The following is a 16,996-nucleotide window of genomic DNA, read 5'->3' on the forward strand; positions in this document are numbered from 1 at the left end:
CTAAAAACGATGCTCAAGCTTGAGACTAATGTTGTGTTTATCGTAGGAATACAGCCAATCAACATTGCTTTTATTATGGTTATAGCGGTAGGTTAAATTTGGTGTCATGCCATAAAACTCAAAGCGCGGCATTTGCACAACAAAGGTATAGTTCTGTTCGAAATCATGACGACGAGCCAAATAACCTACAGCGTATTTATCAAACTGACGCCAACGGTAAGAACTCAATAAAGTAGTGTTAAAACTAGCACTCCAATTTTTGGTTAAACCTAACCGCACACCTTGCTGTTCATAGGCAGCTACATATTTTTCTTGTGCAGAATGATCGACTACATCTAGACCACCAAAAACAGTCCACTGGTCTGGAAAAATCTTCCAGAAGGTGGCAAAAGCTGAATTTTCTATACCACCAAAGCTTTTATATTTCTGATAATTTAAATCTTTTCTTTCAGCTTCAAGCTTAAAGGCTTTATCGGCCGAGATAAAATGCATCCATTCGGCACGTGCTCCCCACGCACTGTAAAGACCATCGTTATCATAACGTTTATGTTCAAAAAGCGGACTCACCCCAATTTGATTTTTTAAGTCAAAGTAGCTGTAGCCTGCATTAATGTTAATGCTAGATTCATTAAATGCCGCGTGGTCGTTATAGGACTGTCCAAAAGCCAGCGCACGTAAAGCCACGCCATGATGGCCTTTAATCGCATAGCGTTTTATAAGACTGGCTTCGTAATCCAAACCCGTTGCTGACTCAGCTTTTTGCTTTTTACTAGTAATTTGCTGCCCTCCAGTAACGTTACCGTTCTTATCTGTCTGATAAAACATCAAAGTTTTAGTCTGTTTAGATGCACTATTTAAATTACTGACATAGGTATAACCCGCTGAAACCGAGCCTTGCCAAGAGTCTCGTTTTTTTAGTGCCTGAACAAAAGTATTTACTGTTGTTAAAACTCCAGACGGGATTACAGCAGGGTCGCTTTGTTTAAGTTGGTCTTGAATAGAAATAAAAAGGCGTGCTGCTTCCTTATTCTTCTGTTGTTCAAACAGCACGCGCGCTAACTCAAGTTCACAAATTAAGTTATGTGGTTGTTGTTTTAAGCTGCTTTGAAATTTTTGTTCAGCCAATTTCAGTTGACCCTGAGAACGTGCAACTGCCCCTTCGGCAAAGTCGGTTAAAGCCCGATCGTAGCCAACATATTTTTTATAATGTTCTAAATAAACCGTGGCTTTGAGCCACTGTTTTTGCATGACTGCCAGATATAGCGCCTTGGCAAGATCATTCGGGTTTTGCTCAACACTATATTCTTGTCCATTAATTTGAAGTTTTGGTAATTGCTCGGTGCTACGAATGGTTCCCTGCTCGTGAAACTGGCGCTGTTCTTGTAAAAGTGTTTGGTCCAAACTTTGATTAAGACGAAGCTGTGTGTCTTCGTCGGCATATAAAAATGGACAACTCAACACAGTCAGACAACACAAAAGCGTTCGTTTCATAAAACAATAAACCTGAAGCAACCAAGCAAAAGCCCAAAAAAACAAAAGGAACCTACGTGTGTAGATTCCTTTTGCATTCATTAATTTTTAGCACCGCCAAATGCAGTGTTGTAAGACACGTTATCAAACTGGGCAATACCCGCTAAAGCCGAAGCATTTGCACCAAAGAATTGACCTTGAACCACACCAGAGTTGTCGACACCAGCCGTACCGTTAGCCGTTGCCAAACCTGCAAACGCAGCAGTACCCGGGTTAAATGCCACATCATCTAGGCTTAATGATGAAACAGCCGTACCTGTTCCGGTAAGCGTCCCTTGGAGTGTACCCGCGCCATAATTTGCCGTGAACGTACCACTTAACAGATTGCTTGCAGAGCCGTTAATCCCTGCAACGGTATAGGTTGCAGTACCCGCAGTTGGAACAGTGGTATTGGTGTTATCACCCGCATAGTAAACGGTATGGCTCGCGCTTGCTGGCGTGTCACCCGCTTTCCACCATTCACCAAAATAGACTTCCTGTGTGCCCACCTGACCAAAGTTAAAATTACCTAATGCACTGTGTGAAGGTGGCATTGCAGACACTGGAATATGCGAAATATTAAAGGTTTTGCTGCCAACCGTTACATTGGTGTTACTCGTTCCCTGAGCAGCAAAAGCCTGAGCCAAACCTTTTAACGAACTAAAACCTGTAAAAGCGTTATATGGCGCACCCGCAGCTTGAACCGATACCGCTGCTACACCACCCGGATGGCTTGCATTGGCAGCAGCACCGATTTTGATGTTACTTTCATTACTCGAAATACCATCAATACCTGCATAAGCAAATGCAGTTGAACAAGCAACGAGACCCAAGAACAATTGAGAGATTTTCATTTGTTGTTACTCCATATTTTTTAAAACTAAGTTATTGTTTAATTTAAAATAACGATTTCGCTATTTTTAGTTTATTGAGTAGGCCCAGCTGCAAACCTACTCAGTTTTTTTGTAAATAATAATCATTCAATCTTATTATTTACCGTTACCTGACTCCCCTTTTATGTATGTGTAGAGGGAATCAAATTCTGTTTAAAATTTGGTGGTCCAACTAATTTTCATCGTTCGGCCAGGTGCAGCCATGGCACTACGGGTTAAAGGATCGATATAAAACTGGTTAGAAAGATTGCTGCCGACAAACTCAACGGTGTTGTAGTTATCGACCTGATAACGCGCATAGGCATCAAAAATCCATGTGTCATCCCACGCCAAAGGCACATTGAGGTAATAACCTTTATTCACGCTAGCATCATTGTTTTTGCGTAGCGGGCTTTCATAAGCTTTATAGAATGTTGCACGTGCACCGAGCTCTAACTTTTCATCTAAAAAGCGTGCGCCAAGCAAACCGTGAAAACTCAGTTCAGGTGTAGCCATTGTCACTAAGTAGCCATTTGGGAAACCATCATCGACACAACGCTGATAGGGTTCACGGAACTCAAGGCCCTGCTCGGTTTGAACCGTGCCGCCTAAAATCATTTTGTTAATGGCACTATTGGTGTCACACACTTCATTTTTTAAGTTATAGGCCACGCTTAAGTCTGTGAAAAAACCACCATTATCAAAACGGCTTTGTAACTCTAGACCTGATAGTTTTTGTTCATCCATATTGGTAAAAATAAGGTTCTGATCACGCTCAATCACATTTTTGGTTTTATTGTAGTAATAGGCGAGCTTAATATCAGCATTGTGTGCTGTGCTGAACCAATTACGCATGTCATAGACATAACCCACTTCGTAGTTAAAAGCGTGTTCAGGTTTGATTACTTGATATGGCAACATGGCAGAAAAACCGACAGTGCTTTCAAACAAACTTGGTAAGCGATATTCCTCTGCATAGCGTGCATAAATTCTGCTGTTTGGCGTCAGATGAATTGAGGCACCTAACTGCGGTGCCCAGCCACTATCTTTAACTTTGTCGGCAGACTCAACAGGAACTTGGTCTACCACTGACATAAAGTTCCCGCCAGTTACGACGTACTTTTGTCCAGAGGCATTGAGCTGGTTTAAAGGATTATCGGCAAGCGACAATTGCCCATTCGCATCTGCTTTCCAGCTCAGCGTATTTTTCTGTGACCAGATCATGTTATATAAAGTGCTCTCTGAGGCAGGCACAGTGTCGAGTTGCCCATCCCAGCCCGGATTTTTTGTGGCATAGCGCTGTTTTAAAACATTGATTAAACGCTGCTGAGTCGAGGTGTAACTCTCGGGCATGGTCTGATATTCAAAGGTATATTCTTTAAGCTTCGCTTTTTTGGTAAACAGCGGATTTAAATTCGGGTCAATCTCGCTCTGCAAAGACTTATTTAAAAAATCATCAACAGCCCAATACGAGCGATAACGCATGCCCGCATCAAAACTTAACCAAGACAGCGGTCGATAATTAAAGTTAAAGTCGAACGTTTTTTCCTCACGACGCCCTGCTCGTGGTAGTGCCTGATAGAGCGAATAACTTGGGCCAAATTCTCCATATACATCGTCAGACGTCAGCTTTTCTTTTAAGAAACTTCCACCGAGCGTCAAATCAAGCTGGTCAAGCAAACGGGTTTTATTACTGACCGTAATGCCTTTACGCGTATTGTCAGAATGGCTGAGCGCCGTGTTAATAATGGTGTTATCTCGAAAGTCGATTGTGGTTGGCCATCCACCACGTGTGTATGTCTGGCTTTCGGTGTCGGTTTGCCAAATGTTGGCATAGAAATCAATCCAGCGATTATTCTCAGGCTTAAATTTATATTCGAGACTATAGGCTTTAGAGTGAATATTGCTTAAAGGCCACTGCGGAACACCCAAATCAGGCGTAATGCCCCAAACAATTCGAGACGGCATAATTTCACCAAAAATATTTTTGGTATCTCGGTAAGTCAGTTTAAGAGTCTGGCTATCGGTTGGGCGATAGGTCCCTTTTAATAACCACGACTCCATATGACTTGAGGTATTGGGAACTTCATCGCCCGGTTGATAGGCATAGGCAAAGTAAGGGATAAAATCGAGACTACTGTCTGGCGTCGCACGTTTATAGTAGCCTGCGCCATGTGTGCCCGAAAAATAGTTGCCACGCTCACGTACTGCATAAACAGCCAGTAAATCGAATTTATCTTGCTTGGTGGCAATAGCCAGTCGGCCCGCCAAGTCATCGCCCGAAAAATTAGAGTTATCACTTCTGGTCCGGTTCTTTTTATAAATATCAGGGTCATATTTAGCCCCGTTCATGTCGATCCAAGGCGTTGTGTCATCATAGTTTTGGCCCACTTTACTCATGTCTGGCAAAGACGGATCAATTGAGTTGGTTGAGCCTTCTACTTTTAACTCTGCACCAAAAGACTTGCCCGGACGAACAATATCATCGGCCTCTAGCGTTTTAACCACCACACCACCGCCTACAGAAGTCGTGGTATTGCGCTCTAAAGATGGGCCTTTAATGACTTCAATACCCGCAATTAAATTCGGATCGATATAGTTGCGGTTGTTTACCCCGTTGTAACCACGCCATACGGCAATTGACTGTTCAGTACCATCAATGGTTAAAGGCACACGGCCAACGCCCTGCACACCACGTACACTTGGGTCTAGTGCCCCACTATTACGGGCATCGCCGCTATAGACCCCCACCATGCCTTGTAAGACATCGGCTGGGTTGGTTCCTTTAAAGCGTTCGACATAGTCTTTACCCGCATAGACCGAAGAGCGGTTTGCGTCATAAACTTTGTTATAGCCTTCTGTGTCACGGTCTTCTTTGCCGTACACTACAATTGGCGTGAGTCGTACCGATGCATCTTCTTCAATTACGGCACTACTTGGCTGCAGGCTAGCGGCCTGAACCTTAGATGAAGCTACCCTAGGCGTAGATTTTTTGCTGAGTGTGTAGCCCTGCCCAACTTTTACAGCGCTAAATTCAGTTGTCTTTAGAAGCTGCTCAAAACCTTGCTCGACAGCAAAATTGCCTTTTAAGCCTAGGCTATGTAACCCTTGGAGTTGCTGGGCATCCATTGCAATTGAAGTACCGGATTGTTCTGCAAACTGATTGAGTACGTTGGCAAGACGGCCCGCAGGAATGTTATAGCTTTTAATTCCGGCTGTTTCTGCATAGGCCTGCTGCATAGGCAGCACAACAAGCCCACCCATCGACACAGCATGTATGGCAAACGCCAGTGTTGAGAATCGAAAAATCGATCGATCCCACTTTTGCCCCGTTCCCACTTTTTTCATTTGCCCGCCCCAGTAAATCGTAATAAGAATCACTCAATACAACTAATTAAAATGATCCATATTTATTGCTTCTACTTACTATGACGAATGACTTTCAAAAAAGTGGAACCTAAAATTGAAAATAAATTTAATTTTTTATTATTTTAAAGAAACCATGACCACAAACGGCGTGATTTGCTTAATTTTCAGATCTGGAAAAACCGTAGCCAAAAGCTTAAGCGATTCTGTGGTTTGGTCTAAAGGCAACACAGCATTGACCCGTACATGTTGCAGTGCCGCATCGTTAAAAATAATTTTGCCTTTGTAGTTGCGGTCTAGCTCTTGTAGCACTTGATTCAGCGGCAGGTTTTCTACCATGAGTTGGTGCTTTTGCCATTTTTGTTGTTCGTTATACACATTCAGTGCAGGCAGTTTTTGCACGCCATTTTGGTCCATTTTAACGGCTTGCCCTGCTTCAACAATGGCCTGACGAGTCGCATGCAATTGGGTCGTTTTAACCTGTGTGGCTTCTACTTTTACTTTTGAGTGCAACATTTTTAGTTCGGTTGCCGAAGGGTCATAACTGACACTAAAAGCTGTGCCGAGTGCCTGAATTTGTCCATGACTGGTTTTGACCAAAAAGGGTCTGGTCTTATCTTTGGCAACATCGACATAAATTTGACCTTGCACCAACTCAACCACTCGCTGGTTGGTTTTAAAATCAAGATTGACCGCGCTTTTACCACGCAAAATTAAACGTGAGCCGTCTGGCAAAGTTTGCGTGGTCCACTGCCCTGATTGCCCTTGAATGTCGGCAGTAACATAGGCCACTGTGGTATCGGTTAAATAAAATAACGCCCCACTCATGGCAACAAACACGACGGCAAAAGCTGTTCCTGCACGTAAATGTTTATAGGCTTTGCCTGAGTTTAGGCCTGCTTTAAGGGCAACTTTAGTGGCTTTTTTATGTCCGCTGGTTTGGGAAAGTTTTTGAATTGAACCGATACATTGCTCAATATCGGCAGCCACTTGGCGATGTTGCTCACTGGTTTTTTTCCACTCTTCAAATTTTTGTTTGGCGGTTTTTCGTGAGCTTTCGTCATCCGAACTCAGTTGAACAATCCAATGCGCGGCTTCGTCAACCAGTTGGTGATGTTTGCTTTTATCCATGGCCATTTAAATGCAAGCGTCCATGTCTTGTCTGTTTTGGTAGCACTGAATTAAACAGCTCGCCAAATATTTTTGAATCATTTTGGTCGACACATTTAAACGTTCAGCAATTTCTTTATGGGTATAGCCTTCTAGATAATGCAAAATAAAAGCTTGCTGTGCTTTTTCAGAGACCCGTTCGAGTGCTTTGCAAAGCTGGTTAATTGCTTGAATAATTTGCATCTGGTCTTCGGGTGAAGCCACCGCTTCAAGCATATATTCCATTTGACTCAAGCCATCTAAATAGGCCTGTTCAATGCGTTTACGGCGCACTTGGTCAATCAGCAGATTTTTAGCAATTGAGGTTAAATAGGCACGCGGTTCCTTAATGCCGAATAGCTCGTCTCGGGTTTGTAGCAGTTTAATAAATGTGTCCTGAACCAGATCTGCGGCCTGTTCAGTATTACCTAATTTTTGTCTCAACCATTGGTGAAGCCAGCTTTGGTGACTTCTATATAACTGATCTACAAGCAAAGAAGTTTTGTTCACAGCAATTGGACTCAAAACAAGGAACTTACAAATGATAATAATTATCATTTAAACAAGTCAAGCAATAATTCCAGTAAAACTTAAATCACTGTTTAATAAATTGAATTAATTACCCCCTTACTTTGCTGCACTTCTCTTAAAGCAAATGAGCCAGATTTTTAATTTCTTCCATCACTGCCTTACAAGCAGGCGTTAAATAGCCATGTTTAGAAATAGACAAAGAAATATAGCGCTTTAGCTCGGGACTCATAATTTTTGCGGCTTGAATTGAGGTGTATTGGCTGGCCTTTTTTAAAGCCTGTGGCCCAAGCATGGTGTAAATGCCAGATTCAGAAACCAAATGGGTTTGTAAACTAATCGAGTCAGCTTCAAACACAATATTCAGCTCTACCCCATTTTCATAAGCCATATGGTCTAAAAAGTTTCGCCAGTTACTTGGCCTGCAAAACGTGACCAGCGGTAACTGATTTATTGCTTTAAAGTCGACTTCATTTGCCTGAGTGAGTGCATCTCCTTCACATCCCACCAAATAGGTATCGGCTTCGGTAAGATAGACATCACCGTGTTTAGGCGTCGGATTAAACCGATAGAGTATCGCTAAATCGACACTACCATCTTCGAGCCATTTTTCTAAATGTACCCCTTGCCCTTCACGCACCGACAGTTTAATTAAGGGATATTTTTGTTGAAGCACTTTATACAAAGTCGATAACAACGGATGTGCAGTAGATGGCAAACTGGCAATACGAACCGTCCCGATCGGTGTATCGGTTGAGTGCAAAATTTCATTATTAAGTTGATCGGTCACGTTTAGCCATGAACGAATTTTAGGAAGTAAATGCTGGCCTAAATCGGTCAGCTCGACGCCGCGTCCAGTTCGGTTAAATAAACGACCACCACATTGGGCTTCAAGCTCGTTCATTTGCCGACTGATTTGCGGTTGGTTGGTGTTATGCAGCATTGCGACTTTGCTTAAGCTACCGAGTTCCACCGCGTCTAAAAATATTTTCCATAAATCATAATTCATCGATTCTTCCTAAATCGTAAACAAGCACTTTTGAGCTATACATTTTCAGTATAACTGAAATTCAAGAATTGGTAATTCCTACATAGCTCGCCTATTTCTATACTCCAATCATGTTCTCTACAACATGATTTAAGTCAGATTAAGAACCAGAGAATATTTAATTACACTGTATAGGAAGTACGATTATGAGTTTAGATTTACGTGGATTAACCCCAGCACCTGTGACTCCTTTTACCCGTGACGGACAAGTAGACCATGATGCAATTCAACGTTTAGGTTCATGGTTAGGCAGTATTGATGGTGTGAAAGGCTTGGTTGTTCTTGGGCATGCAGGTGAAGGAACATTCTTATCGCAAAAAGAACAAATGCAGGTCATCGAAAGCTTTGTTAAATCGGTAGATGACAAAATTCCGGTAATTGCAGGGATTACACTCGAAGGTACTTCGGTTGCAGCAGAAGAAGCAAAACGTGCCGTAAGTGCGGGTGCTTCAGCAGGTTTAATTTACCCTTCACATGGCTGGTTGCGTTTTGGCTATCAAAAAGGCGCACCACAAGACCGCTATAAAGCAATTTATGAAGAAAGTGGTTTGCCATCTATTTTATTCCAATATCCAGATGCCACTAAGGCCACTTACGACCTAGACACTCTACTCGATATTTCTGCACAGCCAGGCGTGTTTGCCATGAAAAATGGTGTGCGTAACATGCGCCGTTGGGATGTTGAAATTCCGATTATTCGCCGTGAACGTCCAGACTTACAGATTTTGACATGCCACGATGAATATTTGCTTCATACCATGTTTGATGTAGACGGCGCTTTGGTTGGCTATGGCAACATTGCCCCTGAGCTTTTAATTGAAATGATTAAAGCAGGTAAAGCCAAAGATTACGCCAAAGCACGTGCACTTCACGACCAATTATTACCAGTGACTCGCAATGTCTATCACCGCGGTTCACACATGGAAGGCACGGTCGCACTTAAACATGCATTGGTTGCTCGCGGAATTTTGGACCATGCCACTGTGCGTTCGCCTCTGCTTCCACTGGCAGATGGTGCTGAGCAAGAAATTCATGATGCCATGCGTCAAGCCGGAATTGGCAAGGTCGATTTAACCCAAGCCGTTGCTTAAATTCTATTCGGGCTAGCATGTACGCTAGCCTTTTTTTCCTGTACGCTGCCTGAGGCCAAACATCGGGCATGTCACTTAAAAATAATAATAAAAAGCATGCAAACTGTGGTGAACAGGTAGTGCGAAATAGAACAAAAAAACTACGAGGAATGTAGTCATAAGGAGATAGAAGATGACAAATCTAGCGGATGTAGAACCAATTAGTCATCATCAAAAAAATGCGGAAATTATTGCAAGACTCGAACGGCTACCCGTCACTGGTCGATTGCAATTTATGCGAATTACTATTGGTATAGCGACCTTTTTTGACGCTTATACTGTTCTCGCGATTGCCTTTGCTTTACCCCAACTCATTACCGAATGGCACCTGACTCCTGCCTATGTCGGTGCGATCATTGCCGCGGGCTATGTCGGGCAACTGGTCGGTGCCATCTTTTTTGGTTCACTTGCCGAAAAAGTCGGTCGTTTAAAAGTACTGTCTTTTACCATTTTACTGTTTGTGGCAATGGACATTTCTTGTCTGTTTGCGTGGAGCGGAATGTCACTGTTAATTTTCCGTTTCTTACAAGGCATAGGAACAGGTGGCGAAGTGCCTGTTGCCAGTGCCTATATTAATGAGTTTATTGGTGCGGAAAAGCGCGGTAAGTTTTTCTTGCTCTATGAAGTTTTGTTCCCGATGGGCCTTATGTTTGCAGGCATGGCAGCGTTTTTCCTGATGCCAATTTACGGCTGGAAAGTCATGTTTATTGTGGGCTTAGTTCCCTCTTTACTGGTGATTCCTTTACGGTTTTTCTTGCCTGAGTCGCCACGTTGGCTTGCTTCAAAAGGCCGTTTTAAAGAAGCAGATAAAGTTGTCAAAAGCTTTGAAGACGGTGCCATTAAAAGTGGTAAAACTTTGCCTGAACCTGTGGTTAAAGACATTAACCCGCAAGGTATGGCAAAAACCGACTGGCGTGAGCTGTTCCAAGGCATCTACCGCAAACGTACCTTTACCCTGTGGGGCATGTGGTTCTGCGTCTATATGATTAACAATGCCATGGTGACTTGGCTGCCATCTCTTTACAAACAACACTTTGGTCTGTCTCTACAAACCAGTTTAGGTTATGGCTGGATTACCTCGGGCGTGGGTGTGATTGCCTCTATTATCTGTGCGTTAATGATTGATAAAGTCGGCCGCCGCCCTTGGTACAGCGCAGCGTTTTTCTTGGCAATCATTCCACTCATGAGCCTCTCAATTTTAGGTGCAAAATCGGCGATGGAAGTTGTGATTTTAGCAACGCTGAGCTATGCCATTTTGCAGACCATTTCATTCTCTTTATACCTTTACGCTGCCGAGCTTTACCCAACTCGCCTACGTGCTATGGGCATTGGTTTTAGTACTGCTTGGCTCCGTGCCGGCTCTGCGATTGGTCCTGTTATGGTCGGCCTCGTGGTTGGTGGTTACGGCATTCAATATGTGTTTAGTGTGCTGGCTGTTGTGGCGCTCATTGGTGGGCTTGTGACCTTCTTGTTTGCCATTGAAACCAAAGGCCAAGTGCTCGAAAAACTCTCTCCTTAATTCATCCATTTCATAAAAAGCTTGCCTAACCTCAGCGTTAGGCAAAGGGCTTATTCATGCTTAAAAAAGGAATTTAAAATGAATAAATATTTGCTTTGGGGCTGTATTGGTTTAGGCAGTGTAAGCAATGCATATGCAGAGCTTCCTCAAGAATTTGGCAAGTTAGAATTAAAACTTAACACCCGTTACTGGAATGATGAAGGCACTGCCCACCCTACACTTGCCAACCCTTCGCCTTCGTCGAGTGAATATGAACAAAGTGCGTTAGGGCTTGAGTTAAATTATCAGTCACCGTACATGTGGGACTGGATTGGGGTAGATGGTTCACTCTATGCAGTCACCAAGTTGTTTGACTCTGGCAAACCTAGCGCGCAGCTTTTAGAGGTCGAAAATAATGGCAAGCTCGATCAAAACTTTGCAACTTTAGGACAGCTCTACATCAAAGCAAAACTGGGTGATAAAGGCGAAATTAAATTAGGTCGCCAGTTGCACGATTCGCTGTTGCTTAAAAGCACCAATAACCGCGCAGTGCCCGATACTTTTTCGGGTGCGAGTGGTCAGTTTCAACTGAATGATCAGCTACAAACTTACATTGCCTACTATGACCGCTGGAAACCGCGCAGCATGGATTCTTTTGAAAAACTGGTCACTGAAAATGACGAGCGCATTGATTATGTCGGTTTGCTTGGTGCCAAGTATCAGTACAAAAACTGGAGCGTGAATGCCGAATATTTAAATAGCAAAGATTATTTAAAAAAGTATGGGGCGATTGCTCAATATAAGTTGCCTTTGCATGGCCTTGTGTGGACCTTCAACACTGGTGCTTTTTTCTCACGTGATGATGGCAAGCTGTTTAAATGTGGTACCGAAACCGAGCTGGACTGTGTCAAAGGCCAAGACATTAACAACCGTGGGAATGGTTATTTTGTCGATGTAAATGTAGCCAAGAATAATATTGAAGGCGGCATTGCCGTTTCAAAGTTTGATGGTTTTTGGATTGAAGATAACTTTGCCGTGCACTCCGCCCGCAACTCGGTTTTAACCCAAGACCACGGGACTAACCCGTTTCCGACCTCTGCGACCATTGGCCCTGACTTTACCAATAACGATGAAACCGCCGTTGCCCTTCGGCTGAAATATAACTGGAAAGACTATGTGAAAGGTTTAAAAACCGAGGCGAAGTATATTTATGGCTTTGGTGCTCACCAAAGTAACATTAGCAGTGATATTGAAGGTAAAGAGCGTTACTTTGACTTTACGGTGAGTTATGCCTTGCCTTGGGTAAAAAACTTAGATGTGCGTTATTCATTTTTGCATTATGAGTCGAAGTTTGAAAATGCAAACCTAGGTGAGAAAATAAATGGAATGTCTCGTAAAGATTGGGACCAGCACCGTGTATTTATTAATTACCGTTATACATTTTAAGTACAAGTTAAACGTTTAGTTTAACTTTATTATATTTATTAATTTACCCATTTAAATAGATAAACTTTTGAGTTTAATTAAAATATAAATTTATATTTTAATTTTTTATAATATTTTATTTAAATTGAATTGACCTGTTAAAAACTTATGATTATTATGGTCTCGCTGGCCTACATTGCCAGTCGGTTTTGACAGACCGAGTATACAGCGTATCAGGTAAATACTCCCTGAGTATGAGACTTGTGCGCAACTTGCACCTCCCCCTTACCGTTGCGGTAGGACGGGAGGGGGACGCGCTTGCGCGTGCTGGTTTGTATACCCAGTCTGTCAACCCTCTTCCGTTCTACCACCATAATCAATTGACGGTGATCTTTGGTGGTAGAGCTCCATACATTCTAGGAGTTGACCATGACCTTTTTTATATTAATCCCCTATCCTCTCTCGTAATTTTATTTATTTAAAATTTAGGCTTTCTCTCACCTAAAATATTTTAAATTTATAAATAATTTTATTTTAAAATTTTAATCATTTTATTTTCCTATATTTCAGGCGGGTTAACTATTCCCTTTTTAAATGATTTTAATACTTTAAATATAAGCGGCTTATTTTTTATTAATAACTTAGTGAAAATTATCACGAGAATAATATGAAACTTTATAAACCTATTTTGGCTTTAAGCCTTTTAATAGGCGATTACGGTGTTTCTGGTTGCGACATTCACACTCAGCAGGATTTTGAAGAAATTTGCCTGTCTGGTGGGCACACCCAAGCCAGTTCCGACTGTATTTACCAACGGCTTGAACAAGTGTATTCGCATAAGCTCATGCAACGTCTAGAACATGTCAGTTTGCAAAGTCCTGCTCTCCCACAGGACTTTGCCCCTACTTTTTTTAGTGTGATGCGGCGGTGCGATAAAGATGACATGGGCTAAGCGTTTGGCTTAGCTCCCTTATCTCTGTGTCGCAATGGTGGATGACTTTAAATCAGCGCAAAAAATTAAAGTTCTGTTGTGGCACGGGGGCCTTGGGGGAATCATTTCATTACTTCCTTTTCTAAGGACTTAGTTCCTACCATTTGTCTTGAAGTATCTATGTTAATCAAAAAATTTAGTCTATTCTTTTTACATAGAAAGAATGCTCAAAAAAATTGCTCATCTAAAATTTAATATTTCAAAGCGAGCCATTCCTATGTCAATAGAAGATTTCTTTATAAAAGACTCTCCCTCTAAGAGATATCTTTTAATGAGCTTAGCCCTATTCATGTTGATAATGGCTTTAATTGCTTACTTTGAAGGAAAGTTGGAATTTGAATATATATTTTCACTTATTGCAGGGTACGCCTTAATATTCTTTATTTTAAAAAATGCAGCATTACCACTTTTTCCCCCACTTACGGAAAAAAGTAGTGATGCAAACGCTATGGCTAGAACAACAATAGCAATTGTTTACATCCTTGCTTTCATAACTCTAACTATTTCTTATTTTTTATAATTTAATTACTTTTCAATTTTCTTGCTTCGCTCTACAGTAATATATTCATTAGGAATCACTATCTTCTTCTCAACAACCATAATCCATAAGAAACTAAACTATTTTTATTAACAAGAGATAATATTTTAAAGGTACAAGAGTTATAGCTAATTATGTGAATTTCATGCTAGATTAAATCTGATTTTATATTTAACATTTATAACTATGATAGATCACATTGAATTAAAAGTAACTAATTTAGATTTAGCTTATAATTTTTATACCCATCTCTTAGAGAGTATAGGATACAAATTTTTAAAAAAACGAAAAGATGATAATGAAAATATAATTGCTTATGGCTTTGGAATGAATAATAGAGTTTATTTCTGGATAGCGAGTAGTTCAGAAGACGGTGTCCGTAGTAAAGTACATCTTGCTTTTTCAGCTAAATCAAAAGATGAGGTCATTTCTTTTCATAAAATGGGTTTAGAAATTGGAGCCAAAGATAATGGAAAACCAGGATACCGCTTGAACTATAGTACTAATTATTATGCCTCTTTTCTCATTGATATGGACGGTAACAATATTGAAGCAGTTTTAAGAGAGTGATTAATTCAGATTTGTAAAATTCTTAATAAAAATAAATAACAGTATAGAACCAATAATCGTCACAAGATTATTACTTTTAATCTGCAACAAGATAAATATAAATATGAATGAAATAATAGCTGGTAAAAAGTTTTTCTGTATTTCAGTTATAAAAAAATATACAGCCATAGGTATAAAAACACATATTGGTAAAACTTGCTCAATATTATCCAGTGTTTCACTATTTAGTCTATTTTTTACAAATGCAGGTGCTATTCTGACAATAACACTTATAGAAAATAATATTACAACACCAATTAATAGTTTTGTGTTCATTTAAATTTCCTAAAAATAATATAATTAGTTAGAATTGCGGGTATCCAAAAAAACCTTTCTCCAAAAATAAAGAAAGATAAAGTAGTTACCAAAAATAGAACAAATATGACTTTAATATTCTTTTTCGTAGTTTTAAGTTTTATATTAATAAAGCTTAAAGTGAATAAAATTGCAGAAATAGGAAATGATACATTTAAATAACTTAATATATAGTCAGGTATATATGATGATAATATCTGACCAGCTAGAGTAGATATCACCCATGCAAAGAAAATATATAATCGGATTTTGAGATGATCATGATATGTATCTGTGTATCTCTCAGTAGCGAATGATTCATCAGAAAGTATATGACCATAAAATATTTTTAAACTTAGTTTAATATCTTTTGGAGTACTTATTAATGTCATTGGAATATATCTAACATTCATACTTAATATAAGTAAAAAGGCTGTTAAATATCCAATATCTACAAAGTTATTCTGATAAAAACTTAAGAGAGCAAACTGCCCACTCCCTGAAAATCCGAAAATACTTAATAATAGAACCTCATAATGATCAAGATTCTGCTGGCCAGCGAGAATACCAAATAATAAACCGATAGGTGTTAATGCTAAGCAAACAGGTATAGTTCTGCTTAGCAATGATGTATTAGTTATCATTCTATACAAGGACATCCAATTGATTTATTTCGTGCTATTTTTTTCCCTTCTTTCCCAATCAGGTATTCATTCTTATTGTTTTTCACTACAGTATTTGGGCAAATTATATCTAAATGATATTGTGTGTATGGTGTTAAACCTAGACCAAAATGTATAGCACCATCAGTATTACCAAAGGTTTCATTCATAGCTTGGTTTCCATCGAGTATTTTATTGTGTGTATTTACACCAAACCCAATTTCCCAAAGAATTCTATATCTGGAATCTACATTAAACATACTATTTAACATATCTAGAGCATTCGGACATTTGCCAGTTGGATCACTAAGCGCAGTGATAACTCCATTTTCAACAGTAGCAATAATAGGATTATGTTTAATTTCTATAAGTTGATCAAATATTCTTTTTTGATCTTCTCGTAAGAAGCTAACAGTACCATTATGTAAAATGGGAACCCCATGTAATGCAATTGTTCCGTTAAAATCTAAACGTAAAGTTTCATCAAAATCTTGAATTCTCAAAGGTAAGACACTAATTTCTCCTGCAGGAGCTAACTGTTGTTCCCCATAACCTAAATGACCAGCTTGTTCACTCCATAGATAGCTTTCATCTAAGTGATTAAATTTCGCTAATGTATTGTTCACTGGATCTACAAAGTTTAAAAAATCTGAATCTTCACCAATACCAAAAAATCTATCAGCAAACTCTTGCTGGCTATCTGGATCAGTATTTTCAATTATTTCCATAAAATGTTTTATGGCATTTATATCTGTTGGAGTTGAATTGCATGCCATAGCAATTAACTTTCTTTTATTTCCAATATGTTTTTGATCAGGTGATTGAAAAAAAACATCAGGGGAAATAACTAATACATGAGAATTCTCAGGTATTACATTTTCCAATAAATTTTCAAATTTATCATTAGGTTTATATAAAATAATCTTACTTTCAATATAGTTAGAATCATCAGTAATTTTAATTTTATCTTCCAAAGATTCATTAGTTACTATACAAAAATAATCATTATTTGGGTTGTTAAAAGTTTTAATAAAATTTGGACGAATACTAATAACTTCCATGACCATATTCCTTTAAATTATTATTTTCATTAATTTTAAAAAATAGTATGTCTATGGATATAGACATACTATTTTTATCGAGGATACTAAATTAACCTAACAAAGTGCCTAGGTATTCAGCATTTTTTTTACGATTTTTCATGATGAAATTTCCTTTTTTTAAATTAATAGTTTTTGTTTCGGTTACTAAATTAACCTAACAAAGTGCCTAGATATTCAGCATTTTTCTTACGATTTTTCATGATGGTACTTCCTTTTTTAAGATTAATAGTTTTGTTTCGGTTACTAAATTAACCTAGCAAAGTGCCTAGATATT

General features: G+C 39.6%; 15 protein-coding genes. 6 read left to right on the top strand and 9 right to left on the bottom strand.

The genetic code is table 11. The annotated features are described in order from the left end of the window. From F936_RS14765 to F936_RS14790, 6 genes are all read right to left on the bottom strand, one after another. A complete protein-coding gene (locus tag F936_RS14765; RefSeq protein WP_026055590.1) occupies positions 1-1,491 on the bottom strand; it encodes a hemophilin secretion modulator in 1,491 nt (496 codons plus the stop codon). Between the two features lie 80 nt (positions 1,492-1,571). Beyond that, positions 1,572-2,363 (bottom strand): Slam-dependent surface lipoprotein, encoded by a 792-nt coding sequence (locus F936_RS14770; RefSeq protein ID WP_005048514.1) that lies wholly within the window; start codon positions 2,361-2,363, stop codon positions 1,572-1,574. Between the two features lie 192 nt (positions 2,364-2,555). Continuing rightward, positions 2,556-5,729 (bottom strand): hemophilin receptor HphR, encoded by a 3,174-nt coding sequence (locus F936_RS14775; protein ID WP_005048516.1) that lies wholly within the window; start codon positions 5,727-5,729, stop codon positions 2,556-2,558. 138 nt (positions 5,730-5,867) lie between these two features. Then, complete coding sequence (locus F936_RS14780) at positions 5,868-6,884, bottom strand: FecR family protein (RefSeq protein ID WP_005048518.1); 1,017 nt, start codon at positions 6,882-6,884, stop codon at positions 5,868-5,870. Then, the gene (locus F936_RS14785) at positions 6,885-7,406 is read right to left on the bottom strand and encodes a sigma-70 family RNA polymerase sigma factor (protein WP_080595373.1); all 522 of its coding nucleotides are present in this window, start codon (positions 7,404-7,406) and stop codon (positions 6,885-6,887) included. A 136-nt stretch (positions 7,407-7,542) separates the two neighbouring features. Next, positions 7,543-8,433: a LysR family transcriptional regulator gene (locus tag F936_RS14790; protein ID WP_005048522.1), complete on the bottom strand. Its 891-nt coding sequence runs from the start codon at positions 8,431-8,433 to the stop codon at positions 7,543-7,545. Positions 8,434-8,618: 185 nt separating this feature from the next. Between F936_RS14790 and F936_RS14795 the strand changes: the two genes are divergently transcribed. The 6 genes from F936_RS14795 to F936_RS14820 all read left to right on the top strand — a co-directional run bounded on the left by F936_RS14795 (position 8,619) and on the right by F936_RS14820 (position 14,624). Continuing rightward, positions 8,619-9,563, top strand: coding sequence for a dihydrodipicolinate synthase family protein (locus tag F936_RS14795; protein ID WP_005042407.1), 945 nt, complete (start codon positions 8,619-8,621; stop codon positions 9,561-9,563). Between the two features lie 172 nt (positions 9,564-9,735). Beyond that, positions 9,736-11,121, top strand: coding sequence for an MFS transporter (locus F936_RS14800; RefSeq protein WP_005048525.1), 1,386 nt, complete (start codon positions 9,736-9,738; stop codon positions 11,119-11,121). A 78-nt stretch (positions 11,122-11,199) separates the two neighbouring features. Next, positions 11,200-12,546: an OprD family outer membrane porin gene (locus F936_RS14805; protein ID WP_005048527.1), complete on the top strand. Its 1,347-nt coding sequence runs from the start codon at positions 11,200-11,202 to the stop codon at positions 12,544-12,546. A gap of 646 nt (positions 12,547-13,192) precedes the next feature. After that, positions 13,193-13,477: a hypothetical protein gene (locus F936_RS14810; protein WP_005048529.1), complete on the top strand. Its 285-nt coding sequence runs from the start codon at positions 13,193-13,195 to the stop codon at positions 13,475-13,477. 256 nt (positions 13,478-13,733) lie between these two features. Continuing rightward, positions 13,734-14,036 (top strand): hypothetical protein, encoded by a 303-nt coding sequence (locus F936_RS14815; protein ID WP_005048532.1) that lies wholly within the window; start codon positions 13,734-13,736, stop codon positions 14,034-14,036. 204 nt (positions 14,037-14,240) lie between these two features. Next, positions 14,241-14,624, top strand: coding sequence for a VOC family protein (locus F936_RS14820; protein WP_005048536.1), 384 nt, complete (start codon positions 14,241-14,243; stop codon positions 14,622-14,624). On the opposite strand, the gene F936_RS14825 is transcribed toward F936_RS14820, so the two are convergent. The 3 genes from F936_RS14825 to F936_RS14835 are packed head-to-tail and all read right to left on the bottom strand — an operon-like array spanning position 14,625 to position 16,680. Next, positions 14,625-14,939 (bottom strand): AzlD domain-containing protein, encoded by a 315-nt coding sequence (locus tag F936_RS14825; RefSeq protein WP_005048537.1) that lies wholly within the window; start codon positions 14,937-14,939, stop codon positions 14,625-14,627. Further along, positions 14,936-15,601 carry an AzlC family ABC transporter permease gene (locus F936_RS14830; protein ID WP_005048539.1) on the bottom strand — a complete coding sequence of 222 codons (666 nt, stop codon included), beginning with the start codon at positions 15,599-15,601 and terminating at the stop codon, positions 14,936-14,938. The genes F936_RS14825 and F936_RS14830 overlap by 4 nt, the downstream gene beginning before the upstream one ends. Next, positions 15,598-16,680, bottom strand: a complete 1,083-nt coding sequence (locus F936_RS14835) for a hypothetical protein (RefSeq protein WP_005048542.1) — start codon at positions 16,678-16,680, stop codon at positions 15,598-15,600. The genes F936_RS14830 and F936_RS14835 overlap by 4 nt, the downstream gene beginning before the upstream one ends. Positions 16,681-16,996: the final 316 nt, after the last annotated feature.

The organism is Acinetobacter calcoaceticus DSM 30006 = CIP 81.8 (genome assembly GCF_000368965.1).
Lineage (GTDB): Bacteria > Pseudomonadota > Gammaproteobacteria > Pseudomonadales > Moraxellaceae > Acinetobacter > Acinetobacter calcoaceticus.

Coding starts and splice junctions, on each gene's coding strand:
- F936_RS14795 (WP_005042407.1), top strand. CDS start 8,619: ATGAGTTTAGATTTACGTGGATTAACCCCAGCACCTGTGACTCCTTTT.
- F936_RS14770 (WP_005048514.1), bottom strand. CDS start 2,363: ATGAAAATCTCTCAATTGTTCTTGGGTCTCGTTGCTTGTTCAACTGCA.
- F936_RS14790 (WP_005048522.1), bottom strand. CDS start 8,433: ATGAATTATGATTTATGGAAAATATTTTTAGACGCGGTGGAACTCGGT.
- F936_RS14780 (WP_005048518.1), bottom strand. CDS start 6,884: ATGGCCATGGATAAAAGCAAACATCACCAACTGGTTGACGAAGCCGCG.
- F936_RS14815 (WP_005048532.1), top strand. CDS start 13,734: ATGTCAATAGAAGATTTCTTTATAAAAGACTCTCCCTCTAAGAGATAT.
- F936_RS14810 (WP_005048529.1), top strand. CDS start 13,193: ATGAAACTTTATAAACCTATTTTGGCTTTAAGCCTTTTAATAGGCGAT.
- F936_RS14775 (WP_005048516.1), bottom strand. CDS start 5,729: ATGAAAAAAGTGGGAACGGGGCAAAAGTGGGATCGATCGATTTTTCGA.
- F936_RS14820 (WP_005048536.1), top strand. CDS start 14,241: ATGATAGATCACATTGAATTAAAAGTAACTAATTTAGATTTAGCTTAT.
- F936_RS14825 (WP_005048537.1), bottom strand. CDS start 14,939: ATGAACACAAAACTATTAATTGGTGTTGTAATATTATTTTCTATAAGT.
- F936_RS14800 (WP_005048525.1), top strand. CDS start 9,736: ATGACAAATCTAGCGGATGTAGAACCAATTAGTCATCATCAAAAAAAT.
- F936_RS14765 (WP_026055590.1), bottom strand. CDS start 1,491: ATGAAACGAACGCTTTTGTGTTGTCTGACTGTGTTGAGTTGTCCATTT.
- F936_RS14830 (WP_005048539.1), bottom strand. CDS start 15,601: ATGATAACTAATACATCATTGCTAAGCAGAACTATACCTGTTTGCTTA.
- F936_RS14835 (WP_005048542.1), bottom strand. CDS start 16,680: ATGGAAGTTATTAGTATTCGTCCAAATTTTATTAAAACTTTTAACAAC.
- F936_RS14805 (WP_005048527.1), top strand. CDS start 11,200: ATGAATAAATATTTGCTTTGGGGCTGTATTGGTTTAGGCAGTGTAAGC.